Raw genomic sequence first — 9,590 nt, 5'->3', positions numbered from 1 at the left:
TGTAGACCTCGGCGTAGGAGCGGGGCTTCTGCATCAGAACGCCGGCGGCACCGCCGAAGGGCTCGACATAGCACGTATGCCGCGGGAAATACTGGGTGACCCACGACGCAAGCCGGAACTTGGAGCCGTGGTACCGGATCACCGGCGCTGAGATGGTCATGGAACACTCCATTGCAGGCGCCACCCTCGCCGGGGAGGCGTAATATGATGGGAAGGTTGATATCAGTTGAAGAGGGTGACGAAATGCTGATTTTTAGAGGGGTGAGCAGGCTCTATGACGAGCAACGTTCGGGGAAAATTTTACCCAAAGGCACTGATAATTCTTTAATGTTCAGCGCGGGAAATACCATTGTCCCCGCTGGTAGCTCATATATCGACGTGGGTAAGTCCATCCGAAATGCTGAGTACGCACACAATGCTTGCAGTGATCTCTATCCAACCAGCTACGTGTCCTTTACTACCTGTGAGAAGACAGCAAAATTTTTCGCAACGGACGGCAACACCTGCGAAGGGTGGGTCTACTGTGTAGATACAGTGGAACTGGCCAGATGTGGAATTAGTTATTCCGAGAAGATCCCAGGCTTAATGAATGATTATGAATCTGAGGTCAGAGTGGATTTGATTAATCATCCTCAACTCCCAGCGGAACTAGTTCTGCGTAAAGAACACGTGTACCCCGAGTAGCTGCTATTAGGTTGCTCGCCAGGGAGGCGTTGTCGTTGAATAGGGGAAGGCGCTGGCGGCCAGCGCTTGGTCAAACGCGAGGGATGGCGATCAGAGAAGGCGAACTTTTAAAGGTGCATAGCGTGACAGGAGCAACGGTTTGTTCCTGCATGCTTGGAGCACCTTATGGAACGACTTCACTCTATCTCCGACCTGGTTGTGAAACTGTCGGTCGCCATCAAAAACATTATGCCGCTACTGCTGGCGCTGATCTTTAACTCTGGTTGTGTCGCGTAACGATGGCGGACAGAGCAGGAGGGTCAGGCGGCTTTCGCGTCTTCGAACTTGACGATCAGCCGAGAGGTATCCGGCTGGCCCTCAACCTTCACTTCGAAGCAGGCCAGCGAGTAGGAGCTGATACCAGTGATCAAGCCCTGCTTGATGCTGTCACCGATGGCGAACGGCGGCTGGGGGTTGTGCTCCTCGAACCAAGTCTTCACTGCCTCGCGCTCTGCCTCGTCCACCAGATGGCCAAGTTCGTCGAGCGTGTCGATGTCGTCGCGCTGCATATCCCAGCCGGCCCACTTTGCCAGCTCTATGCAGAGATCGAAGCCATCCATGTGACGGCTGTAATGCTGCGCCAGGGTCTCGGCGTCGGCCTCAAGCTTCTCGGCGATGGGCTTGCAGCACTCGAGGATCATTTCCCTGGTTGCAGTTGGACGCGGTGGAATGTGGTTCATGGCTTTCTCCATGCATGCGCCGCCCTCCGTGGCCGGATGCGGCATGGTGGCAATTTAGTAACAACTGCGTTATTGATTACCTAGGAAATCAACGGAACGGAGTTGACAGGATTGGACGTATGGCAACAGTTGGAACGATCTCGGCCGATGCTAATGGCATGCAGTGGGCGGGTAAGATCTGCAGCCTTAAACTCTCTTAATCATCTGGTAAAGGCCCGAGCCCTAGCGGAGGTAGATCCGCAGATGGCGTGTTTCCGAGCGATATGCGCAGAGGAAGAAGCCGCAACCAGCTTACTGGCATCGCTGCGTGACCAAGGCTATCCCTTAAGCGATAAATACCACCTGTGGTCTCATGAGAATAAAATGGGAGTGGCTTTTTGCATTCAATCTGTCGTCGGGTGGTTTAATTCGTATTTTGATTTCGACCATCTACCCCTCGAGGAGCCTAGATTTGTTACAACAGATGAGCCCGGACGTCCCGCGATCGAGATTATGTTCCCGATTAAGGGATTCGATAAATGCCTGAGGCCTCGCCCGCCACTTCATGTCGAAGCCCAAGGGCCAGTTCCTTTTTCGAGCATAATTGGCGATCAATTGAGAGCGATTGTTAAAAAGAAGCTGCACTCCGAGGTTAAGGGTGTAATCAAGTCCAAGGCAAATGAACGAAACTTGTTGCTATATGCTTCAGATGACGGCTTGCCAGGGTGTATGAGCGATGTGCCGGGTTATCTGCTCAATCAAGCCGCGATCGTCAACGCCGTTATAATGGTGATTGGTCTTGTGGATCCATGGCGTAAACCAGATTACAGATTTTCGGGTTTGGTCGAGGCAGTGTTAGAGGAATACGTTGCTGTCATGAAATCAGGTCGACAAAAAAAGGAGTGAGTTTTAAGCGCCACTTTTCACATCAATCGCCTCAATAGCGCGATTGAGTTGACTCATGAGCTGCGTCGGTAGGTTGTTGATGGTCAAGCTGGCGCTAGCCGGGTCGAACTCGACGCGCTCGCCGAGCAAGTGCGCCTCGAAACTGATCGACATGCCTTCGGCGCGGCCGGTGTAGCGGCGGTATTGGGTCAGGGTGCGCTTGTCGGCGGCAAAGCTCTCGGATATCCCGTAGTCGCCGGCCCGTATGAAGTCGGCGAAGGTCTTCGGCCTGTCCTCGTCCAACACTTCGGAAAGTTCGTCCAGGCTGATCGGCTCGCCGAGCTTGCCCTGCGCTTGTGCGTAAGCGACCAGGTTCTGGCTCTTCTCGCTTGCGGCTTCGCTCGGCAGGTCCTCCGCCTTCACGAAGTCGGTGAAGGCCTTGAGCAGCGTCCGGGTTTCGCCTGGGGCGTCGACGCCTTCCTGGGCGCCGATGAAGTCGCGGAAGTAGGCGGTAGACTTGCGTCCGCCCTTCGGCTTGATGAAGGAGACGTACTGCCGCGAGTGCGGGTTGTGCTTCCACTCGCTCAGGTTGATGCGGGCGGCAAAGTGCAAGGTTCGAGCGTCGAGCTGGCGCGAGGTGGCCACCGTCAGATCGCGAGCAACGGCTACCGTATCGACTTGCTGCAGGATGGCGATCATCAGGTAGTCGGTCATGCCTTGGGTGTAGAGGGCGAACAGAACGTGGCCACCGACCGACAGGTTCGACTCCTCCATCAGCTTGGTCAAATGCTCTGCCGAGGTGCGGGTGAAGTCGATGAACGCCATTTCGTCGATCATGGCTTTGGTAAGCCAGCCGCTGAACGGGTACGCGCCGGATACAGGTTGGAAGAAACCCCAGCCCTTTCCCGCCTTGGCGTTGTAGGTACCGTTCACTTCGAACAGCAGGTTATCAATGGCGCCGCTATCGGGAAGCTCTGAGCTGGCCAGGTGCAACACCGCCGGACTGCCATCCGGCTTCTTGTCGATGAAGTGCATCACTGCGTGGCGAATGGGCATGGGTGTTTCTCCGTGGCCGGCTGGCGGCATGGTGGCAATTTGGTTTGGGATGGGGTATTACGGGTGACCGGCATGGGGCCGGCAGGGAGCCTGTCTTGAAAAAGCTTTTTCTGATCGCCGCGTCATTGGCCATTGCCACCTCTGCGTCTGCTGAAATCCTGAGCCCAGAGCCTTCAAAGGCTTGCGCACTGCTCGCGGATGCAGGCTTGAAGGGGCGGAAGTGGGTTGATGACTACGGTGATGGGTCGTCAGGTTGCGCCAGTGACTATAAGGACATCGGCAGCAGTTCAACGGGCCTGGCAAATAACCTCGCCTATTACGTCACCGGAGCCGGCCCTTACGCGATGGAAGTCAAACTGGTTCTGAACTACAACCAGCCATCCCATGCATCCTCGGGAACAGCGGCGCTTCTCGCGGCATCGAAAAAGCTCTCCCAGCGTGCCCTCGGGGCCAGTCTTCCAGATTCTGTGGCGTCGCTCATCAAGCGCGGGGAATACGGATCTGAGAAGGTAGGCAAGGGTGTAGTTGAGGTGGTCCGTGAAGATTGGCCGACCGGCAAAGGCTACGAAGTTAAGGTGATGATGCGCTGAGGCTTGGATACTCTATTTCGTCGCCAGGGTATCTTCGGATCTCGGCCTGACTGGCCGCTTCAAACTCACGCGCTAGTTTTGGAGAGATGTAAAAAGCTGGCGCGTCAGGTCGTTCAAGCCGGCGCGCACGCTCCTCAGGATCCTGCGCAATCCACGACAAGGCCATGTCCTGCCACAATTCCTGCACCTGCTTGTAGCCGTGACGCTTGAGCTCGGCCGCGAGCGCCTTCTTGATCCCGGCCGGCATCGTGATTGTCACGTCCTCGATGCCGAGCTTCTCGGCCTTCTTCTTCTCGCGCTCTCGGTAGTCCGCTGAGTGCTTCGCGGCACCCGTCTTCTGCTCGGCCATGGCCGATACCTCCCAAGCCGCTGGGCGGCAGATTGATGTGCTGCTGGCGCCGGCCGTGCCGGACGCGCGCGGTGATACGTTTCATGCTGCTTTCTGCTGATTCCAGGCGCCGACGGTGGCAAAAATCTTGGCGGCCTCTGCTTCGTCGAGCGTTGTGTCTGTGGGGATGGCGATCCAGCCGGCCGCCAACAGGTGATTAGGGTTGGCCGTGGCCCGCAGGTCGGTGTAGGTAGCCTCGATGACGTCGGTAAGGTGCTCGGCCCGGTAGTTGCCCTGTGGCGCGACCTCGATTGATTTGTGGTACCGCTCGCCGAACTCCGTCCGGCACAGAACGCTGAGGTAGATGGTCCACCGGTGCGGGATATCGCAGACGGCGTCCACGACCTGTCGCACGCGGATCTGCTTGAGGTTCTTCCAGTTGATCAGCACCTGCTGGCCGCTGGGGTCGATGTTGACCACGGCCGCGTGGTTGGCCGAGACCAGGGCCCGGCACGTCCGCTCCAGGCGTGCCCTCATGTTGTGGGGCTTGCGCTTGCTCATTTCCGCGCGCCTGTCTTGCTCGCCGCTCCGGCCTCGCAGGCATCGACAAAGCGCATCGCCGCTTTGTAGCTGTAGGCAAAGCCCTGCTTTTCGCCGGTGGCGATCTCCACCACATCCCAGGTGCCGCCCTTGCTGGATGCTTGGTAGCGGGGTGACCCCTGGGCTATTCGGGCGAAAGCTTCGTTGCGTGCTTGCTGGCTTCGTTCGAGCAAGGCTGCGAGCACCATCCGCTTGTCCTCAAAAGCTTTATGCACGGCTGTTTGCATGAGTTGATCCTCAGTGTGTCAGGCGTGGAGCTCGAAGGCCTCGGCCTTGCGAACGATTCGAACTTGGGCAGTGCGGCGCTCCGGCGCGCGGCGGTCGCGGCGCATGGGGTCGCTGTCGTTTATCACCGCATGCATGGCGATGAGGCAGGCGAGGGCGATGCAGAGAGGGTTGATGATCTGTTGGTGCATGGCCTTCACCACGGCGTCCAGGCGTTTCTTCGCCTCCAACTTGAACAGCGCGTCCTCGATGCGGTTGGCCACGGTGCCTGGGCTGATCGCCATCTGCTTGGCGATTTCTTTGGTAGTGAGGCCTTGAGCCACCCACAGCAGTGCTTCGAGCTCGCGGGGAGCCAGCGCCTTCCCGAGCTGGCCAATCCATGAGCCGCAAGTGATCGTTTCCATGAAGAGTCCTCGGTGGGCTGCATTGGTCGTGACGCTCGCTGCCGCGTACCTCCCGGACCAGGGGAGGGCGAACGTCACGACCAGTGCAGTCGACTTAAGGTTGATGGTGGTGAGTGCTATGAGCTGTAAAGCGCACGGGCGTGCGCCTTAGGGGCTGCATCGGAGTGTGATCTGGGGGACCGTCCAGGCGAGGCCCGCAAGGCCCTGTAATCGTTCCCCATTTGCTCGGGGCGGCCTGCCATTCAGTTTCAGATCACACTCCGAAGCAGCCTGGTGATGGGGAACCAGGTTGATCGGGCAGTTTTCGTCAGGCGGACGTGGAGCAGGCTTCCAAGGCAGCGCGTTCCAGTTCGAGGCATTGCTCGTAATGAGCCATCGCGATCGGCATGTGGTAGCTATCCAGCGGCCATTTACTGACCTTGCAGCCTTGACCTTCCGGGCAGTGGAAGACGAACAGCTCGCCTTCGTTCTTGTCCATCTCCAAGCTCACCTGGGCACCGCTATCGAAGCGGTCTTGGATAATCGTGGTCATCTCGAATTGCTCCAGTGGATTCCCCCTGATGCGCCCCACTTGAGGCGCACCGGGGAATCGTCTGGCGTCACCGCCTCAGATGGCAGCTCTGCGCTCAGTGCGTTGGCCTTGGGCTTCCCTCGCATCGCCTTCAATCTGAATACGGCGATGGTCGTTGGGGATCATGTTGCTCCGCGCTTGAGTACAGCCCTTTGGCCGGCTGAGTAGGGCATATGCGCGGATTGCCGACCCGTTTTGTCGGTTGGTCTTAATGCTTCATTGGCAGGTTCCTCCTATGGTTTTTGATCCGCGCCATGCTCGTCGCCGGGTTTCCCCACCTCTGCCTGCTGCAGCTACTGGCTACGCATCAGGTGGCTCGCATGGTTTGGCGTCCTCCCGTTGAGGGGAGTCCGGCAGCTATCCAGAGGCTGCGTGGTCGACGACTTAGCTTGTCCCGACCCAGGTGATGGCCTGGGTGCGTCGAGGTGGTCACGTCTGGTTGTGTAAAGAGCGGTCGACCCTAGGGTCTCCTGAGGGCTTCGTAGCGCCTCGATGGGTAAAATATGCACCAGTGCAATTGTCGTGTCAATGCACTAGTGCATAAGTTGTTGCGACCGATTGGGCTCCTCCGATATCGCGCTAGGGATTAACTTTTCCTACATGATTGGTTATGCTCTGAAAATACTGGATGGATGTACAGTAAAAGGAGTAGCGGCATGACCAAGCAGAAGAAGTCGACACCACAAGCACGCCAAGAGATGACCGCCCTGGAACGCCTGGGCCTGAGAGTCTCATCGATGATCAATCACCCGATCGCGCAGGCTCAGCGATGGGTGACGATCCATCGCCTAGACACGGAAGGAAACATGGAGTGGGAGGAGGTGATGGGGCTGCTGGCCGAAACGCCGGAATTGGACCTGACGTTCAACGACGACGAAAGCGTGACGGTAAGGTGGGAGCCGCAGAGCGCAGCTGATCGTGACGACCTGGTGGTGGACAGGGACTGGGAGAAGGAGGAGGAAGAGGCGCCATTCTGATCGCAGAGGGCGATCTGTGGTGATGGCGCTTTGCTACAATGCGCCGACCAAAATCTTGGAGACTGGAATGAAAGGGATCATCGCAGTATTGGCGTCAGCTTTGGCGCTCGGAGGGTGCGCGGCAGGGCCAACCTGGCAAGCCACTGGAACCACTGACGAGTTCACGGACAAAACCACGATGATGGTAACCACGAGCGAATTCCCAGCATCGGGTTCAATCGTGACGAGGTCGCTTCACTTCTATCCAGTCGTTCGGAAGGAGGGCGGCGAGATCTATGTGGGGCTGATGTCTGGAGGTCGCTTCAAGATCCCGGTAGGCACCGTGCAGTTGAGGATCGATCAAAACGAAGCGTGGACAATTACGCCTCAGGAGACGCCGGTCAGCATGATGCCTGCTGCGCCTCAATACTCCCTGAATCTGCCGCCAGAGCAGGCAGCCCTCATCAAGCAGACCCAGGACCAGGCGATGCTTAACGTCACTCAGATGATGAGCCCATACACGGTGACAGGTGGTGAGAAGGCCAGGAAGATCCTGAAGCAGATGCTCGCTGGGCGCACTTTGAAGTACCGGACCGTAGGCATCAACCAGGCAGCATCGACCACTGGAGAGGCGGTGATTGATCCAACGCTAGCCGAGTCCCTTAGAGCAATCGGAATAAACCCAGAATCGCTGTGAGCTGCCCAAAGAAAAGCCCGCACTGCTATGCGGGCTAACGTAGGGAATCGGATGTGTCTTCACTGTGCAGGGTAGGGCGTGAAAAAAGCGTGAAGGCATGAAAAAGCCCGCCGAGGCGGGCTAATCTAATTGCTGTCGCGCCAATCTTTCGCTAATCGAGCAAGATAGCGCATCGCGGATCTATCCCTGGCCTTGGTATGCGCGTCGGGCCAGAACATCGCAAGGATCAAATACCTATCCTCATAAAGCTCCCCCGGAACGTACACCAGCGCTGCGTCATCGCTGGGCCTGCCAAATTTGCAAACCCTGTCCCGCTGGGGAACGCCTTTCGGAAAAGAGTTTGGCGGAATCCTGATGTGGATATGCATTAGGCATGACTGGAGGGCCAAGGGCGGCTGTGTGTAGGGCACGTCACGACCAAAAATCGACGGTATGGCCAGGCGATCAGATTCCATATATCTACGGAATTCACTTAGCAGCAGATCTGAGAGCCCTGGGTGTTTCTCGTCGATGGGAGAGAAAAACTCACCAAACGTCCCTGGATGGAAAGATACCTCTACCGTCATCGAGTGCCTTAGGCCAGCTGGCCGAGTCTACGTGTCGTATGCTCAGCCAAGTCGCGCAAACCAGCACGGCTCAGTTCGCTCTGGAATTCCTCGGGCTTAACGAAGAATTGTTGATAGATGCTATCAATCGTAGTCATCCTGGTGCGAACCTTAGCAACCGCTCTGCGCAATGCGATGTGATCTGATTGCAGTGGCGGAGGCACATCAGCCAGCCGAAGATTTTCTTCAAGCTGTCTAACAGCCTGAAGTAGCTCGATATTCTTGAGGTACTTGGTGTCGTCAAGCGAGCTCGCCTTCATGACTGCAGCTACGCTTTGGGAGTAGACCGAATCAAGCTCAGTCCACCCTTGTGTTAGCTCGGCGATCACTCCACGCAGGTTGGATAAGCTGAATGGATTGGCACAGGATTCACGTACTGCGCGTGAGCCTTCTTGATGCGAGATGGTCGAGTAGTCACCTACCAAGGCGAGAGCGGCGACTATAAGGGCCGGTGCTGCCGCTTTGATTGACATGAAAACCTCCATTTGGAAACTCGATGGCGAAATTCGCCAAATCGGACCGCGATTATCGGCTCCGGAGAGAAATAGTCAATCCACCTCGCGCCACGAAATCGTAAAACCGATAAACGTGGCGCGCAGGATCACTATAGTAAAGACGAGCGGGAAAGGCGCAGGTTCAGGCAATTTAAGGCGGATGAGACGGATCAAACCAGGTGAGCATTCCACACCAGCAGCTACCGGGCCTGGATGTAGGTAGCCGATCGTCTAAAAATCGTATCTGCCGGATCTAGCCCGTCACCCGAATGATCCGCCCCGCCTTCACCTCATCCCCATACCCCACCAACCGATCTGCCAGCTCATGCAGCTCGCCGACACGCTTCATCGCCTCCAGGAACTGGGCTTCCTCGCCGCCTTGGGCCTTGTGGAAGATCTCTAGAGCGGCGCTTTCCAAGGCAAAAGCAGCATCTTTCAGGTCTCGGCGCAGCTGTTGGTTGGGCTTGGTTAGAGGCATGGCTACACCAGATGGGCGTTCCAGACCAGCAGCACCCGGGCTTGGATGTAGGTCTCATCAACCCGGATGTCTTCAGGGGGATGATTCGTGTTGTCCGAAATCATCTTGAAGTGGTCGCGGCCTTTCTTCTGCAGACGCTTGATGTACTGGTGACCCTGATGGGAGAAGTAGTAGATCCCGTCGCCCACGAACTCACGGATGCTGATGTCAACGACCAAGGGATCGCGGCTCTTGATGGTCGGTGCCATGGACTGACCAACACCCGTTATGAGCTTCAGATGGAAATGCTCTTTGAACTCTACGCCCATCTCTCGTAGGT

At 57.1% G+C, this 9,590-nt stretch carries 17 protein-coding genes; 5 read left to right on the top strand and 12 right to left on the bottom strand.

Annotated features, from left to right (window positions below; genetic code table 11):
• A partial coding sequence (locus HP546_RS20170) for a DNA adenine methylase (protein WP_172228685.1) occupies positions 1-160 on the bottom strand: 160 nt, incomplete at its 3' end.
• A 44-nt stretch (positions 161-204) separates the two neighbouring features.
• On the opposite strand from HP546_RS20170, the gene HP546_RS20165 reads away from it, so the two are divergent.
• On the top strand, positions 205-684 hold the full coding sequence (locus tag HP546_RS20165; RefSeq protein WP_146215690.1) for a hypothetical protein: 480 nt from the start codon (positions 205-207) through the stop codon (positions 682-684).
• Between the two features lie 299 nt (positions 685-983).
• On the opposite strand, the gene HP546_RS20160 is transcribed toward HP546_RS20165, so the two are convergent.
• The gene (locus HP546_RS20160) at positions 984-1,403 is read right to left on the bottom strand and encodes a hypothetical protein (protein ID WP_172228683.1); all 420 of its coding nucleotides are present in this window, start codon (positions 1,401-1,403) and stop codon (positions 984-986) included.
• Between the two features lie 243 nt (positions 1,404-1,646).
• On the opposite strand from HP546_RS20160, the gene HP546_RS20155 reads away from it, so the two are divergent.
• The gene (locus HP546_RS20155; RefSeq protein WP_146215691.1) at positions 1,647-2,288 is read left to right on the top strand and encodes a hypothetical protein; all 642 of its coding nucleotides are present in this window, start codon (positions 1,647-1,649) and stop codon (positions 2,286-2,288) included.
• A 3-nt stretch (positions 2,289-2,291) separates the two neighbouring features.
• On the opposite strand, the gene yejK is transcribed toward HP546_RS20155, so the two are convergent.
• Positions 2,292-3,323, bottom strand: a complete 1,032-nt coding sequence (gene yejK / locus HP546_RS20150; protein WP_110159917.1) for a nucleoid-associated protein YejK — start codon at positions 3,321-3,323, stop codon at positions 2,292-2,294.
• Positions 3,324-3,418: 95 nt separating this feature from the next.
• On the opposite strand from yejK, the gene HP546_RS20145 reads away from it, so the two are divergent.
• Positions 3,419-3,913: a hypothetical protein gene (locus HP546_RS20145; RefSeq protein ID WP_086975784.1), complete on the top strand. Its 495-nt coding sequence runs from the start codon at positions 3,419-3,421 to the stop codon at positions 3,911-3,913.
• Here HP546_RS20145 and HP546_RS20140 read toward each other — a convergent pair.
• The 5 genes from HP546_RS20140 to HP546_RS20120 form a co-directional block, all read right to left on the bottom strand.
• Positions 3,894-4,262 (bottom strand): hypothetical protein, encoded by a 369-nt coding sequence (locus tag HP546_RS20140; RefSeq protein WP_110159918.1) that lies wholly within the window; start codon positions 4,260-4,262, stop codon positions 3,894-3,896. The genes HP546_RS20145 and HP546_RS20140 overlap by 20 nt on opposite strands.
• Before the next feature lie 81 nt (positions 4,263-4,343).
• A complete protein-coding gene (locus tag HP546_RS20135) occupies positions 4,344-4,802 on the bottom strand; it encodes a hypothetical protein (RefSeq protein ID WP_110159919.1) in 459 nt (152 codons plus the stop codon).
• Complete coding sequence (locus tag HP546_RS20130) at positions 4,799-5,068, bottom strand: hypothetical protein (RefSeq protein ID WP_110159920.1); 270 nt, start codon at positions 5,066-5,068, stop codon at positions 4,799-4,801. Before HP546_RS20130 ends, HP546_RS20135 begins: the two co-directional genes overlap by 4 nt.
• A gap of 18 nt (positions 5,069-5,086) precedes the next feature.
• Positions 5,087-5,470 carry a response regulator transcription factor gene (locus HP546_RS20125; protein ID WP_110159921.1) on the bottom strand — a complete coding sequence of 128 codons (384 nt, stop codon included), beginning with the start codon at positions 5,468-5,470 and terminating at the stop codon, positions 5,087-5,089.
• Positions 5,471-5,777: 307 nt separating this feature from the next.
• Entirely contained in the window at positions 5,778-6,002 is a 225-nt protein-coding gene (locus HP546_RS20120; protein WP_110159922.1) for a hypothetical protein, read from the bottom strand.
• Positions 6,003-6,697: 695 nt separating this feature from the next.
• On the opposite strand from HP546_RS20120, the gene HP546_RS20115 reads away from it, so the two are divergent.
• The gene (locus HP546_RS20115) at positions 6,698-7,018 is read left to right on the top strand and encodes a DUF1654 domain-containing protein (protein WP_110159923.1); all 321 of its coding nucleotides are present in this window, start codon (positions 6,698-6,700) and stop codon (positions 7,016-7,018) included.
• A gap of 67 nt (positions 7,019-7,085) precedes the next feature.
• Positions 7,086-7,694, top strand: a complete 609-nt coding sequence (locus HP546_RS20110) for a hypothetical protein (RefSeq protein ID WP_110159924.1) — start codon at positions 7,086-7,088, stop codon at positions 7,692-7,694.
• A gap of 125 nt (positions 7,695-7,819) precedes the next feature.
• Here the strand turns inward: HP546_RS20110 and HP546_RS20105 are convergent, their stop codons facing one another.
• The 4 genes from HP546_RS20105 to HP546_RS20090 form a co-directional block, all read right to left on the bottom strand.
• Positions 7,820-8,149, bottom strand: coding sequence for a type II toxin-antitoxin system YafO family toxin (locus tag HP546_RS20105; protein WP_234410172.1), 330 nt, complete (start codon positions 8,147-8,149; stop codon positions 7,820-7,822).
• A gap of 119 nt (positions 8,150-8,268) precedes the next feature.
• Positions 8,269-8,772 (bottom strand): hypothetical protein, encoded by a 504-nt coding sequence (locus HP546_RS20100; RefSeq protein WP_019751328.1) that lies wholly within the window; start codon positions 8,770-8,772, stop codon positions 8,269-8,271.
• A gap of 274 nt (positions 8,773-9,046) precedes the next feature.
• Positions 9,047-9,271 carry a hypothetical protein gene (locus tag HP546_RS20095; RefSeq protein WP_110159925.1) on the bottom strand — a complete coding sequence of 75 codons (225 nt, stop codon included), beginning with the start codon at positions 9,269-9,271 and terminating at the stop codon, positions 9,047-9,049.
• Positions 9,272-9,273: 2 nt separating this feature from the next.
• Positions 9,274-9,590: S24 family peptidase (locus HP546_RS20090; protein WP_172228681.1), on the bottom strand; the 317-nt coding region annotated here is incomplete at its 5' end.

It is taken from the genome of Pseudomonas sp. CM25 (genome assembly GCF_013179705.1).
Classification (GTDB): domain Bacteria; phylum Pseudomonadota; class Gammaproteobacteria; order Pseudomonadales; family Pseudomonadaceae; genus Aquipseudomonas.
The sequence above is the reverse complement of the archived record's forward strand: the minus strand, read 5'-3'. Positions and strand labels throughout refer to the sequence as shown.

Coding starts and splice junctions, on each gene's coding strand:
- HP546_RS20100 (WP_019751328.1), bottom strand. CDS start 8,772: ATGTCAATCAAAGCGGCAGCACCGGCCCTTATAGTCGCCGCTCTCGCC.
- yejK (WP_110159917.1), bottom strand. CDS start 3,323: ATGCCCATTCGCCACGCAGTGATGCACTTCATCGACAAGAAGCCGGAT.
- HP546_RS20130 (WP_110159920.1), bottom strand. CDS start 5,068: ATGCAAACAGCCGTGCATAAAGCTTTTGAGGACAAGCGGATGGTGCTC.
- HP546_RS20165 (WP_146215690.1), top strand. CDS start 205: ATGATGGGAAGGTTGATATCAGTTGAAGAGGGTGACGAAATGCTGATT.
- HP546_RS20155 (WP_146215691.1), top strand. CDS start 1,647: ATGGCGTGTTTCCGAGCGATATGCGCAGAGGAAGAAGCCGCAACCAGC.
- HP546_RS20105 (WP_234410172.1), bottom strand. CDS start 8,149: ATGGAATCTGATCGCCTGGCCATACCGTCGATTTTTGGTCGTGACGTG.
- HP546_RS20120 (WP_110159922.1), bottom strand. CDS start 6,002: ATGACCACGATTATCCAAGACCGCTTCGATAGCGGTGCCCAGGTGAGC.
- HP546_RS20110 (WP_110159924.1), top strand. CDS start 7,086: ATGAAAGGGATCATCGCAGTATTGGCGTCAGCTTTGGCGCTCGGAGGG.
- HP546_RS20135 (WP_110159919.1), bottom strand. CDS start 4,802: ATGAGCAAGCGCAAGCCCCACAACATGAGGGCACGCCTGGAGCGGACG.
- HP546_RS20095 (WP_110159925.1), bottom strand. CDS start 9,271: ATGCCTCTAACCAAGCCCAACCAACAGCTGCGCCGAGACCTGAAAGAT.
- HP546_RS20115 (WP_110159923.1), top strand. CDS start 6,698: ATGACCAAGCAGAAGAAGTCGACACCACAAGCACGCCAAGAGATGACC.
- HP546_RS20125 (WP_110159921.1), bottom strand. CDS start 5,470: ATGGAAACGATCACTTGCGGCTCATGGATTGGCCAGCTCGGGAAGGCG.
- HP546_RS20160 (WP_172228683.1), bottom strand. CDS start 1,403: ATGAACCACATTCCACCGCGTCCAACTGCAACCAGGGAAATGATCCTC.
- HP546_RS20140 (WP_110159918.1), bottom strand. CDS start 4,262: ATGGCCGAGCAGAAGACGGGTGCCGCGAAGCACTCAGCGGACTACCGA.